Origin of the sequence: Micromonospora sp. CPCC 206061, assembly GCF_036906915.1 — a bacterium.
In the GTDB taxonomy this organism is placed as follows: Bacteria; Actinomycetota; Actinomycetes; order Mycobacteriales; family Micromonosporaceae; genus Phytohabitans.
Genome location: NZ_JBAKHX010000090.1, coordinates 16,875 through 29,012, shown reverse-complemented (window position 1 = coordinate 29,012; position 12,138 = coordinate 16,875). Strand labels below are relative to the sequence as shown.

Annotated in this window: 14 protein-coding genes; 10 read left to right on the top strand and 4 right to left on the bottom strand. The window is 69.3% G+C overall.

From position 1 onward, the window contains the following. Nucleotides 1–126: 126 nt before the first annotated feature. Complete coding sequence (locus tag V6V89_RS35530) at nucleotides 127–948, bottom strand: peptidylprolyl isomerase (RefSeq protein WP_334624026.1); 822 nt, start codon at nucleotides 946–948, stop codon at nucleotides 127–129. 21 nt (nucleotides 949–969) lie between these two features. Beyond that, on the bottom strand, nucleotides 970–1,881 hold the full coding sequence (locus V6V89_RS35525) for a peptidylprolyl isomerase (protein WP_334624025.1): 912 nt from the start codon (nucleotides 1,879–1,881) through the stop codon (nucleotides 970–972). A gap of 134 nt (nucleotides 1,882–2,015) precedes the next feature. Between V6V89_RS35525 and V6V89_RS35520 the strand changes: the two genes are divergently transcribed. Then, entirely contained in the window at nucleotides 2,016–2,705 is a 690-nt protein-coding gene (locus V6V89_RS35520; RefSeq protein ID WP_334624024.1) for an MBL fold metallo-hydrolase, read from the top strand. Then, a complete protein-coding gene (gene hisS, locus V6V89_RS35515) occupies nucleotides 2,702–4,018 on the top strand; it encodes a histidine--tRNA ligase (RefSeq protein WP_334624023.1) in 1,317 nt (438 codons plus the stop codon). The genes V6V89_RS35520 and hisS overlap by 4 nt, the downstream gene beginning before the upstream one ends. Before the next feature lie 23 nt (nucleotides 4,019–4,041). On the opposite strand, the gene V6V89_RS35510 is transcribed toward hisS, so the two are convergent. Further along, on the bottom strand, nucleotides 4,042–4,482 hold the full coding sequence (locus tag V6V89_RS35510) for a MarR family winged helix-turn-helix transcriptional regulator (protein ID WP_334624022.1): 441 nt from the start codon (nucleotides 4,480–4,482) through the stop codon (nucleotides 4,042–4,044). Between the two features lie 76 nt (nucleotides 4,483–4,558). Here V6V89_RS35510 and V6V89_RS35505 point away from each other — a divergent pair, with 76 nt between their 5' ends. The 6 genes from V6V89_RS35505 (at nucleotide 4,559) to urtE (ending at nucleotide 10,542) form a co-directional block, all read left to right on the top strand. Beyond that, nucleotides 4,559–5,662, top strand: a complete 1,104-nt coding sequence (locus V6V89_RS35505; RefSeq protein WP_334624021.1) for a substrate-binding domain-containing protein — start codon at nucleotides 4,559–4,561, stop codon at nucleotides 5,660–5,662. Between the two features lie 192 nt (nucleotides 5,663–5,854). Beyond that, nucleotides 5,855–7,096: an urea ABC transporter substrate-binding protein gene (gene urtA / locus V6V89_RS35500; RefSeq protein WP_334624020.1), complete on the top strand. Its 1,242-nt coding sequence runs from the start codon at nucleotides 5,855–5,857 to the stop codon at nucleotides 7,094–7,096. Then, complete coding sequence (gene urtB, locus V6V89_RS35495) at nucleotides 7,093–7,980, top strand: urea ABC transporter permease subunit UrtB (RefSeq protein WP_334624019.1); 888 nt, start codon at nucleotides 7,093–7,095, stop codon at nucleotides 7,978–7,980. Before urtA ends, urtB begins: the two co-directional genes overlap by 4 nt. A gap of 49 nt (nucleotides 7,981–8,029) precedes the next feature. Continuing rightward, nucleotides 8,030–9,133 (top strand): urea ABC transporter permease subunit UrtC, encoded by a 1,104-nt coding sequence (gene urtC / locus V6V89_RS35490; RefSeq protein WP_334624018.1) that lies wholly within the window; start codon nucleotides 8,030–8,032, stop codon nucleotides 9,131–9,133. Further along, nucleotides 9,120–9,857: an urea ABC transporter ATP-binding protein UrtD gene (gene urtD, locus V6V89_RS35485; protein ID WP_334624017.1), complete on the top strand. Its 738-nt coding sequence runs from the start codon at nucleotides 9,120–9,122 to the stop codon at nucleotides 9,855–9,857. Before urtC ends, urtD begins: the two co-directional genes overlap by 14 nt. Then, on the top strand, nucleotides 9,850–10,542 hold the full coding sequence (gene urtE, locus V6V89_RS35480) for an urea ABC transporter ATP-binding subunit UrtE (protein WP_334624016.1): 693 nt from the start codon (nucleotides 9,850–9,852) through the stop codon (nucleotides 10,540–10,542). Before urtD ends, urtE begins: the two co-directional genes overlap by 8 nt. 3 nt (nucleotides 10,543–10,545) lie before the next feature. Here the strand turns inward: urtE and V6V89_RS35475 are convergent, their stop codons facing one another. Continuing rightward, complete coding sequence (locus tag V6V89_RS35475; RefSeq protein WP_334624015.1) at nucleotides 10,546–11,058, bottom strand: PaaI family thioesterase; 513 nt, start codon at nucleotides 11,056–11,058, stop codon at nucleotides 10,546–10,548. Between the two features lie 56 nt (nucleotides 11,059–11,114). Here V6V89_RS35475 and V6V89_RS35470 point away from each other — a divergent pair, with 56 nt between their 5' ends. Both V6V89_RS35470 and V6V89_RS35465 read left to right on the top strand, forming a co-directional pair. Continuing rightward, nucleotides 11,115–11,594: a winged helix-turn-helix transcriptional regulator gene (locus tag V6V89_RS35470; protein WP_442935289.1), complete on the top strand. Its 480-nt coding sequence runs from the start codon at nucleotides 11,115–11,117 to the stop codon at nucleotides 11,592–11,594. Further along, nucleotides 11,591–12,118, top strand: coding sequence for a GNAT family N-acetyltransferase (locus V6V89_RS35465; protein WP_334624014.1), 528 nt, complete (start codon nucleotides 11,591–11,593; stop codon nucleotides 12,116–12,118). Before V6V89_RS35470 ends, V6V89_RS35465 begins: the two co-directional genes overlap by 4 nt. Nucleotides 12,119–12,138: the final 20 nt, after the last annotated feature.

Here is a 12,138-nt window from a genome sequence, read left to right as displayed (position 1 = left end):
CTACCACATCGATCTACCCGGCCGCGGCCATCCTGCCTAACCCACACATCAGGCAGGAGAGCCGTGCGTTTGCCCTTGATCGACGAGAGGGGGCGGGCCGCCGTGCGGCCCGGCCCTGTAGCCGTGCTAGGAGACCGTCACCGTGGTGATGTCGATGTCGGACTTCGGGTGGCCGCCGCCCGGGTTCGGGTCGAAGGCGCCGTCGTGGCCCTTCTCGGTGGCCTTCTTCAGCACGTCCAGGCTGGCCTGGTCGACCTTGCCGAGGATCGTGTAGTCCGGCGACAGCTCGACGTCCTGGTAGATGAAGAAGAACTGGCTGCCGTTGCTGTCTGGCGAGCCGCTGTTGGCCAGCGCTACCACGCCGGCCGGGTACGCCGGGCGCTCGTTGGTCGGCAGGTACTCGTTGCCGAACCGGTACGACGGGCCGCCGGTGCCGTCGCTCTCGCGGTAGCCCTTGCCCTTGGCGCTCGGGTCGCCGCACTGGAGCATGCCCGTGAACATGCGGTGGCACTTGGTGCCGTTGAAGAAGTTCTTGCTTGCCAGGTGCTCGAACGAGGAGGCCGCGCACGGCGACTTCGTCAGGTCCATGGTGACGTTGACGGTGCCGAAGTTGGTGTTGACCGCCATCGTCTTGGTGCCGGTGTTCGGCGGTGACGTGGTGGGCGGCAGGCCGACGTCCACGGTCTGCTTGGTCTGCTGGTCCTTCGGCACTTCGATCCATTTGCAGGCGACCGGCGCGGCCGATGTCTCGGAGCCGGGGGTGGTCTTGTCGTCACCGGCGGCCGTCACGATCCACACCGTGCCGACGGTGACGATCAGCAGCGCCACTCCCGCGCCGATGATCTGGAACTGGCGGCGGCGCTTCTTGGCCGCGGCGGCGCGCTGGGCCATCTCCCTTTCGAGCCGGGCCCGCGCCGCGGCGCGCTGCCGCTCCTTCGTGGACGTCACGGTCTTTCCTCCTGCATGCGGTTATGACTGGCCGGTGGTCGGCGACGGGCTGGCTGCCGGCGCCGTGGTCGTCGTGGCGGCGGGCGCCGACTCGCTCGGTGCCGGTGTGGCCGCTTCGCCGACCGTGAGGCTCTGGATGATCACATCCTGTGCTGGTTTGATCTTCTCGCCTGAGCCGTTGTCGACGGTGCCCAACGCGCCGATCTTCTCGACCACGTCGAGGCCGGCGGTGACGGTGCCGACGATCGGGTACGCCGGCGAGGACGTCGTGAAGTCCTTGAAGAAGATCAGGAACTGGCTGCCGTTGCCGCCCCCCGCTCCCGGGTTGCCGATCAGCGCGACCGTGCCCTTGGGGTACAGCGGCGCCTGGGCGGGGTCGGGGCTGGCCGACGGGCTGGGCTCCGGCGCGGCCGGGACGTTCTCGTTGAAGAAGGAGTACGTCGGGCCGCCCTGGCCGGTGCCGCTCGGGTCGCCGCAGCGCAGCGCGCCCTCGGCGGTGAGCTCGTGGCACTTGGTGTTGTCGAAGAAGCCCTTGCCCGCCAGGTGCGCGAAGCTGGCGCTGGAGCAGGCCGCGTTCGCGACGTCGAGCGTCACGGTGATCGGCGCGCCCTGGTTGGTGGTGATGGTCATCGGGCGGGTGCCGGAGTTGGGCAGGTCTTTGGTGGGCGGCGTGCCGACGTCTTTGAGGTTGGTGTTGGCGCTGCCATCCTGGGGCGTCCAGGAGCACAGGTCGGCGGCCTCGGGTGTCTTGGGGTCCGAGTCGAACCCGCCGAGCAGCCATACCGTACCGAACACGATCAGCAGCAGGGCCAGGGCCGATCCGATGCCGGCCTGCAGGCGTCGCTTCCTGCGTGCGGAGGCCGCCTTGCGCGCCATCTGCCGGTCGTATTTGGCCCGGGCCAGCTTGCGCTGCCGAGTCTTGCTGGAAGGCACCCGCACTCCCCTCCTTGTCGCCCCGTGTAGCGCACGCCACACGCCCGCCAGAGTGTACGGGTTACGCCTGAGAAAGTGGTGTCCGAGGTCGACGGTTTCCTATCGGCCGTCATCGAACCGCTAACGTGGGGTCTGTGTTCGTTACCGGCTTTCCCGCCGACGCCTTTGGCACCAACTGTTACGTGGTGGCCACGGCGCCGGGGGAGCAATGTGTTGTGGTCGATCCCGGTATCGGGGTAATTGACCGGCTGGACGCCGTGCTCGCGGAGCACCGGCTGCATCCGGCCGCTGTACTGCTGACCCACGGGCACCTTGACCATACGTTCTCCGTTACGCCGGTCTGCGGCGCGCGGGGCATCACGGCGTACATCCACCCCGACGACCGGGAACTGCTCGCCGACCCGGCCAAGGCGATCAACTCGATCGACCCGCGTGTGCTGCTCGGTGGGTTGGAGTGGAGCGAGCCGGACGACGTGGCGCCGCTGACCGACGGGGTTGCCCTCAAGCTGGCCGGCTTGGAGATCACCGTCGACCACGCGCCCGGCCACACCAAGGGCTCGGTGATGTTCCGGCTGCCCGGTGGGGAGGGGTCCGCTGACGGAGCCCCGCTCTGCCTGTCGGGCGACGTGCTCTTCGCCGGCTCGATCGGGCGCGTCGACCTGCCGGGCGGCAGCATGCAGGAAATGGTGGTGAGCCTGCGCGACAAGGTGCTTACCCTCGACGATGAAACGGTCGTGTTGCCGGGCCACGGTCCGGCCACCACGATCGCCCGCGAGCGCGCCACCAACCCGTACCTTCGCCAAGTGATGGAAGCCATTTCATGAAGCCGTCGCCCATCTCCGGGTTCCCGGAGTGGCTGCCGCCGCAGCGCGCCATCGAGCAGTACGTGGTCGACCGCATCCGGTCGACCTTCGAGCTGTACGGGTTCGCCTCGCTGGAGACCAGGGCGGTCGAGCCGCTCGACCAGCTCCTGCGCAAGGGAGAGACCTCGAAGGAGGTGTACCTCCTGCGCCGGCTCCAGGCCGCCGAGGATGCCTCCGACGAGTCCCTGGGCCTGCACTTCGACCTGACCGTGCCGTTTGCCCGGTACGTGCTTGAAAACGCCGGAAAGCTCACGTTCCCCTTCCGCCGGTACCAGATCCAGAAGGTGTGGCGCGGAGAGCGCCCACAGGAGGGCCGCTACCGGGAGTTTCTCCAGGCGGACATCGACATCGTCGACCGCGACACCTTGCCGTTCCACTACGAGGCCGAGATTCCGCTGGTCATCGGTGACGCGCTCGGCGCGCTCCCGATCCCGCAAATCCGCATCCAGGTCAACAACCGCAAGGTGTGCGAGGGCTTCTACCGGGGCCTCGGCCTGACTGACCCGGAGGCGGCGCTGCGCGCCGTCGACAAGCTCGACAAGATCGGTCCGGACAAGGTCGCGGAGCTGCTGATCGAGACGGCCGGCGCCACCGACTCGCAGGCCAAGGCCTGCTTGCGGCTCGCGGAGATCTCCGCGCCCGACACCTCGTTCGAGGCCGCCGTGCGCGCCCTGGGCGTCGAGCATTCACTGCTCGACGAGGGCCTTGATGAGCTGGTACGCGTCATGGAGGTGGCCGCCGAGCACGCGCCCGGCCTGTGCGTCGCCGAGCTGAAGATCGCGCGCGGTCTCGACTACTACACCGGCACCGTGTACGAGACGCAGCTGGTCGGGTTCGAGCGGTTCGGTTCGATCTGCTCCGGCGGCCGCTACGACAACCTGGCGTCCACCGGCAGCGAGCGCTTCCCCGGGGTGGGCATCTCGATCGGCGTGTCCCGCCTGTTGGGGTTGCTGTTCGGCGCCGACGCGCTGTCGGTCTCCCGGCCAGTGCCCACCTGTGTACTCGTGGCGCTGCCCACCGAGGAGCAGCGTGCGGCATGCGACCGCACGGCGGCGGCGCTGCGCCGGCGCGGCATCCCCACCGAGGTGTCACCGTCGGCGGCCAAGTACGGCAAGCAGATCCGGTTCGCGGAGCGGCGCGGCATCCCGTACGTCTGGTTCCCCGGCGAGCCCGACACGGTGAAGGACATCCGCTCCGGCGACCAGGTCGAGGCCGACCCCGCGACTTGGACCCCGCCGCGGGCCGACCTGCGCCAGCAGATCGCCAGCGGGTGATCGTTGCGTCGTTCGGGTCGCCCTTACGACTTGAACGACGTGACGATCAGGGGGTCGGTGGCGGTGATTACGCGGCCGAGGAGGGCCGCTAGGAGTTCAGCGTCGGCGTCCGCCAGCGGTATGTCGCGCCAGTCGGCGTCGATCTCGCGGGCGATGCGTGCGTGCGTGTCTTTGCCCCGTGACGTCAGGTAGGCGCGGATGCGCCGCCGGTCGACGGGGTCGACGCGCCGGTAGACGAGGCTGTGCTCGGCGAGCTGGTCGACCAGCTTGGTGAGCGTCGCGGGCGGCAGGAACGCCTGCTCGGAGATCTCGCTCATGGTGTGGCCGCCGCCGGCGGCGAGCAGCGCCAGCACCCGCCACGCGTCGGTGGTGAAGCCCAGCGGGTCGAGCACGGCCTTGAGCCGGCGGGCGACCAGCCGCTCGGCCCGCGTCAGCAGCAGCGTGAGATCCGCGGGCCTTTCCACACGTTCATGCTACAGATCGGTCGCAGGTGGCGGCACGCTCTGGAGATCATGCCGCTGGCCAGGAACGATGAGCGCCATGCGGCGACCCGAGTGGCTCCAACCCGAGTGGCTCAGCGTCGGCGACGTGACTATCAATGTCGCGCTTGTGGTTCCCTTGCAGGGGCCGGCGGGGGTGTTCGGGCCGTCGTGCGAGCTGTGCGCGATCCTCGCGGCCGAAGAGGTCAACGCGGCGGGCGGGGTGCTGGGCCGCGAGCTGCGGCTGGTGCCGGTCGATGGGGGAGCGCCGCCCGACGAGGTGGCCGCCGAGGTCGAGGCGCTCGTCCACATGGGAGCGGTGCACGGCGTGACCGGCTGGCACATCTCGTCGGTGCGGCAGGCGCTCGCCCCGCGGATCGCGCACCGCGTCCCGTACGTCTACACCGCTCTGTACGAGGGTGGCGAGCGCACCGAAGGGGTGTTCCTCACCAGCGAGACGCCGGTCGACCAGCTGCTGCCGGCGATGCGGCTGCTCGGCCGGGAGCGGCGGGTCCGCCGGTGGTACGTCGTGGGCAACGACTACGTCTGGCCGCGCCGCAGCGCGCGGGCCGCCCGGCGGTACGCGCTGGCGTCCGGTGGCCGCGTGTGCGGCGAGACGTACCTGCCGCTCGGTGCGCGGGACTACCGCGAGGTGCTGCGGCGCATCGAGCACGCCGAGGCGGACGCTGTGGTCATGCTGCTGGTCGGCAACGACGCGGTGCGGTTCAACCGGGCGTTCGCCGCGTCCGGCCTCGACGCCCGGTGCCTGCGGCTGTCGACGCTGATGGACGAGAACATGCTGCTGGCCAGTGGCGCCAGGGCCACCGCGGGTCTGTACAGCACCGCCGGCTTCTTCGCGGGCCTGGTCACGCAGGAAAACCTGGACTTCCACGGGCGCTACGCGCGCCGTTTCGGCGCGGAAGCGCCGCCGCTGGGCAGCCTGGGGGAGTCCTGCTACGAGGGGGTACGCCTGCTCGCCGCGCTGATCGCCCGGGCGCGCACGCTGGACGTGCGGGCGATCGGGGTGAGCGCCGAGGCCGTGACGTACGAGGGTCCGCGCGGGCTGCTGCGGATGCGCGACCGGCACGTGCGGCAGCGCATCTACCTGGCCGAGGCCGACGCCCTGGACTTCCGCGTGGTGGCGGAGCTGACCGCTGCCTCTTGACAGCCGCGCCGCCCGGCCGAGATACTTCCTGCGGGAAGGATCTCCCATTTAATTGCTCGTGCGCTCATTTCGCACGGGCTTATTTTTTTGCGTTCCCGGCATTCTCGGAAACAGCCTCTTAAGGGCTCGGAAATACGTTGGCAACGCGACGCGCAGACGCTGAGAGCGCCATTCACCAGGCCTGGAGGTCGGATGTTTTCGTTGCGTGGGCGCCGATCCGGCGCCCTTTTGATCGCCGTGGCGCTCGCCTTGACGGCGTGCGGCAGCAAGACCGGTGAAAATGAGTCGTCGTCCAGCGGCGCGGTCGCGGACACGTCCGGTGACACCGTCAAGGTGGGCCTGCTCAACTCGCTGTCGGGCACGATGGCCATCAGCGAGGTGACGGTCCGCGACAGCATCAAGCTCGCCGTCGAGGAGATCAACGCCTCCGGTGGCGTGCTGGGCAAGAAGCTGGAGCCGATCAGCGAGGATGGCGCGTCCGACTGGCCGACGTTCGCCGAGAAGGCGGAGAAGCTGATCAAGGAGGACCGGGTCGCCGCGGTCTTCGGCTGCTGGACCTCGGCCAGCCGCAAGGCGGTCAAGCCGGTCTTCGAGGAGAACAAGGCGCTGCTGTTCTACCCGGTGCAGTACGAGGGGCTGGAGCAGTCGCCGTACATCTTCTACACCGGTGCCACGACCAACCAGCAGATCGTTCCCGGCCTGGACTACCTGAAGTCACAGGGCAAGACCTCGGTCTATCTGGTCGGCAGCGACTATGTCTTCCCGCGCACCGCAAACAAGATCATCAAGGCATACGCTGCCGCCAATGGCATGACGATCCTCGGTGAGGACTACGCACCGCTCGGGTCGACCGAGTTCGGCACCATCGTCAACAAGGTCAAGGCGTCCAAGGCATCGGCCGTGTTCAACACGCTCAACGGTGACAGCAACGTCGCGTTCTTCAAGGAGTACAAGTCGGCCGGCCTGACCGCGGCGACCATGCCGGTGGTCTCCGTGTCGATCGCTGAAGAAGAGGTCAAGAGCATCGGCACCCAGTACCTCGCCGACCAGCTCACCGCGTGGAACTACTACCAGACCACGCCGGGCGCGGCCAACGACAAGTTCGTCAAGGCGTACAAGGCGAAGTACGGCGCCGACAAGCCGACCAGCGACCCGATGGAAGCCGCCTACGTGTCCGTGTACCTGTGGAAGGCCATGGTCGAAAAGGCCGGCTCGTTCGACGTGGCGAAGGTGAAGGCGGCCTCCGACGGCGTCACGTTCGAGGCGCCGGAAGGCACGGTCACCATCGACGGCGCCACCCAGCACATCTACAAGACGGCGCGCATCGGCAAGGTCGGCGGCGACGGCCTGATCACCGAGGTCTGGAACTCCGGTTCCCCCGTCAAGCCCGACCCGTACCTCAAGGGCTACGCCTGGGCGACCGGCCTGTCATGACGGTCATCGTCAGCCAGCTCTTCACCGGTGTCAGCATCGGCGCGGTACTGCTGCTCATCGCGCTCGGCCTCAGCCTGACGTTCGGGCAGATGGGCGTCATCAACATGGCGCACGGCGAGTTCATCATGGCCGGTGCCTACACCGTGTACGTCCTGCAGAAGGTCATCGCCGGCGCCGGCTGGTCGCTGCTGATCGCCCTGCCCATCGCGTTCGGCGTAGCCGGCGCGATGGGCGTCCTGCTGGAGTTCCTGCTGATCCGGCGGCTCTACGCCCGGCCGCTGGACACGCTCCTGGTCACCTGGGGCGTCTCGCTGATCCTCCAGCAGGCCGCCCGTGACATCTTCGGCGCGCCCAATGTGCAGACCCGGGCGCCCGACGCGCTCACCGGCAACATCCGGATCACCGACGCCCTGGTGCTGTCGAACAACCGGCTGTTCATCCTCGCGCTCGCCGGGCTGGCCGTGGTCGCGCTGACGCTGGTGCTGCGGTTCACGTCGCTGGGCCGGCGCATGCGGGCCGTCGTGCAGAACCGCGACCTCGCCGCCGTGTCCGGCATCCCCACCGGGCGGGTCGACCGGCTCACGTTCTTCATCGGCTCGGGGCTGGCCGGCGTGGCCGGCGTCGCGCTGACCCTGCTCGGCCCGATCGGACCAACCATGGGCACCAACGTCATCATCGACGCGTTCCTGGTGGTCGTGGCCGGCGGCATCGGGCACCTCAAGGGCAGTGTGATCGTCGCGTTCGCGCTCGGCACGCTGCAGTCCCTCATCGAATACTCCACCACGGTCAGCGTCGCGAAGGTGCTCGTCTTCGTCGCGATCGTGGCGTTCCTCCAGTGGCGGCCACAGGGCCTGTTCACCCTGCGAACCCGGAGCATGGCATGAATCTGCTAGGTGGCTCTCTGCGCTTTGTGGCGGCTGCGGGAGGCGGCGCATGACCTCCACAGTGGAAAGGCCAGTGTCGGCGCCGCCCGCGGGTCCGCGCCGCCGCCTTGTTTCAAGAGCGCCGCTGCGGGCGGGCGTCGGCTTCGCCGCCGGCGCGGTGTTGCTTTTCGCTGTCGCGCCGGTCGCCCTCTCTGACTTCCGGCTCAGCCTGCTCGCCAAGTACCTGTGCATCGCCATGGTGGCGGTGGGCATCGGGCTCGCGTGGGGGCGCGGCGGGCTGCTCACCCTGGGGCAGGGCGTGTTCTTCGGGCTTGGCGGCTACGCCATGGCCATGCACATGAAGCTCGCCGACGCGGGTCCCGGCCAGATGCCCGACTTCATGCTCCTGTACGGCCAACTCGACGCGCTGCCCTGGTGGTGGGCGCCGTTTCGCAGCCCGTACTTCGCGCTGCCCGCCACGGTGCTCCTGCCGATGCTGATGGCGTTCCTGCTCGGGTCGCTGGTCTTCCGGCGGCGGGTGCGCGGCGCGTACTTCGCCATCCTGAGCCAGGCGCTCGCCGCCGCGCTGGCCATCTTCCTCATTGGACAGCAGGGCACCACCGGCGGCACCAACGGACTCACCGACTTTCAGGGCTTCTTCGGGTACGACCTGGACGACCCGGTCAACCAGCGGATGGTGTACTTCATCGTCGCCGGCAGCCTGCTCGCACTGCTCCTGATCGCCCGGCAGCTCATGAGATCCCGGTACGGCGAGTTGCTGGTGGCGGTACGCGACAGTGAGGAACGGGTGCGGTTCCTCGGGTACAACCCGGCGAACGTCAAGCTCGTCGCCTACGTGGTCGCCGCCGGCATGGCCGGCCTCGCCGGGGCGCTGTTCGTGCCCGCCGTCGGCATCATCAACCCGGCGCTGATCGGCATCGTGCCGTCCATCGAGTTCGTCATCGGGGTCGCCGTCGGTGGTCGCGCCACGCTGATCGGCCCGGTGGTCGGGGCGGTCGCGGTGGCGTGGGCGCGCACCACCCTGTCCGAGGAGTTCCCGGCCGCGTGGACGTACCTGCAGGGCCTGCTGTTCGTACTGGTGGTCGCGTTCCTGCCGGGCGGCCTGGCGTCCGCCTGGCGACTGGTCAAGGAGCGGCGTCATGCACGGGCTTGAGGTGCGGGGCCTGCGGGTCTCGTTCGACGGGTTCCAAGCCGTCGACGGGGTCGACCTCGACGTGGCGCCCGGCGACATCCGGTTCCTCATAGGACCGAACGGCGCCGGCAAGACCACACTCGTCGACGCCGTCACCGGACTGGTCAAGGCGACCGGTTCCGTCCACTTCGGAGACACGGAGCTGCTCGGCCGGCCGGTGCACCAGATCGCCCGCATGGGCATCGGGCGTACCTTCCAGACCGCCACGGTGTTCGAGGAGCTGACGGTGCTGCAGAACCTCGACATCGCTGCCGGCGCTGGTCGGAGTCCGTGGACGTTGTCGCGGCGCCGCCGCTCGGTGCCCCCTTTGGTTGCAGAGGCGCTCGAAACCATCGGCCTTACCGCGCAGCGAGACCGGCTCGCCGGCGCCCTCGCCCACGGGCAGAAGCAGTGGCTGGAGATCGGCATGCTGCTGGTGCAGGACGTGCGGCTGCTGCTGCTCGACGAGCCCGTCGCCGGCATGAGCCACGACGAGCGCGACGCCACCGGCGCGCTGCTCGGCGTCGTCAGCCGCGACCGCACCGTCGTGGTCATCGAGCACGACATGGACTTCATGCGCAGCTTCGCCCGCACCGTCACGGTGCTGCACGCGGGCAAGGTGCTCAGCGAGGGGTCGGTCGCCCAGGTGCAGGCCGACCCCAAGGTGCAAGAGGTGTACCTGGGTCAGGGGACGCGCGATGCTTGAGATCGACGACGTACACGTGGGGTACGGCCGCAGCACGGTGCTGCACGGCGTCTGCGCCTCGGTGCCCGCCGACGGGGTAGCCGCCGTCATGGGCCACAACGGCGCCGGCAAGAGCACGCTGCTGCGCGCCGTGATCGGCCTGCTCCGGCCGGCGCGCGGCACGATCCGGCTCGCCGGGCAAGACATCACCAAGCTGGCGCCGCACGAGCGGGTGGCGCGCGGCATGGCGTACGTGCCGCAGGGCCAGCAGTGCTTCCCGCACCTGACCACGGCCGAGAACCTTCAGCTCATCGCCGACTCGCGCCCGGGTGGCCGCAAGGCCATGGGGGAGGCGCTGGACCTGTTTCCGGCGCTGCGCGGGCTGCTGAACCGGCGGGCCGGGTTGCTGTCCGGCGGCCAACGGCAGCAGTTGGCGATCGCGCGGGCGCTGATCACGTCGCCGACGTTGCTGCTGCTCGACGAGCCCACCGAGGGCATCCAGCCGTCGGTGGTCGCCGAGATCGAACAGACGATCCTCGGCCTGACCCAACGCGGCGGCCTGTCGGTGCTCCTGGTGGAGCAACACGTCGGCTTCGCCCTGCGGGCGGCCGGCCATTACTACGTACTCGAATCAGGCCGTGTGACAAGCACCGGCACCGGCGGCGCGGAAGCCGAACGCTCCGTCCGCGAAGCCCTCGCCGTCTAGGCCCTAGGCCGCCGCGGGGTCGAAGATGAGGCAGCTCGACGTGGCGTGGGCCACGAGCCGCCCTTTCTCGTCGGTTAGGCGGGCCTCCGCGAGCGCGGTCCGCCGTCCGGCCGACAGCACCGCACCCTCGCAGCGCAGCAACCCCGACGCGATCGTGACCGGACGCAGGAACTTCACGCTGAGGTCCAGCGTCGTGTAGCCGATCCCGGCAGGCAGCGTGGTGTGCACCGCGCACCCGGCCGCCGTGTCGAGCAGCGTCGAGAGCACGCCGCCGTGCACTGTGCCCAGCGGGTTGTAGTGGAACTCCTGCGGAACCATCTCGACGACGACCCGCCCCTTCTCAGCCTCCATGCGGCTCATGTCGAGCAGGTGCATGACCGGAGGGGCGGCCAGCTCGCCGGCGATCATCGCTTGGATCAGCTCCAGGCCGCTGCGCTGGCCCACGTGGGCGGCGTTGGCCATCGGGTCCTGCCAGGTGAAGGTGCGGCTGCGCGGTGCGATCTGAGTCTGGCCCATGGACGCAGCCTCGCAGGAGCTTGCTAGGTCTGTCAATCAGACTTAGCCTGGGTGGGGTGAGACCTACGGCACTCGACTGGTCCATCGACAACTGCACCATCGCCCGCGCGATGGAAATCCTCGGTGAAAGATGGACCTTCGTCGTGCTGCGCGACATCTTCGCGGGGATCCGGCGCTTCGACGACATGCGCGAACGCACCGGCATCTCCCGGCAGGTGCTCGCCAACCGTCTCGCCATGCTCGTCGAGCACGGTGTGCTGCGCCGCGAGCCGTACCGTGAGCCCGGTGCCCGCGTCCGCCACGAGTACCGCCTCACCGAGAAGGGCCTCGACCTGTACCCGCTGCTCGTCGCGCTCGGCGAGTGGGGCAACCGGTACCTGGCCGACCCCGAAGGACCGCCCGTCGCGATGGTGCACCGGGGCTGCGGAGGCGAGGTGTCTCCCGTCATGCGCTGCTCCCATGGCCACGACGCCCTCAAGCCGCGCGAGGTCGCCAGTGCCCCCGGCCCCGGCGCCCGGCCTAGAGTTTCGGGATGACTGATCTTTCTGCCCGGCTGCGTCCGGTCGCTGAGGACGATCTGGCCATGTTCCGCCGGTTCCTGACTGAGCCGGGCCTCATCGGCCTGGACTGGACCGGCTATCGCGACGCGCAGGCACCGGCCCGCCGGTTCGCGACAGACGGTTACCTCGGCGAGGAGAACGGCCGGTTCATCGTGGAGGTCGACGGCGAGTCCGCGGCCGGGTTCGTCAGCTACTCCGCAGGCCAGTACGGAGCGGCGGGCAAGTACTTCGAGATCGGGATCGCCCTGCTGCCAGAATGGCGCGGGCGAGGAGTCGGCTGGCGGGCACAGGCGATGCTGACCGACTACCTCTTCGAGCACACGGTGGCGCAGCGCGTCCAGGCCGGCACCCACGCGGAGAACGCCGCCGAACAGAAGTCATTGGTCAAGGCCGGCTTTCAGCTGGAGGGCGTCGTGCGGGCGTGCGAGTTCCGCGCAGGGCAATGGCGCGACGGATACCTGTACAGCCGCCTGCGCACCGACCCCGCCCCCACCTACTAGGCTTCCAGCCGACCGGCGAG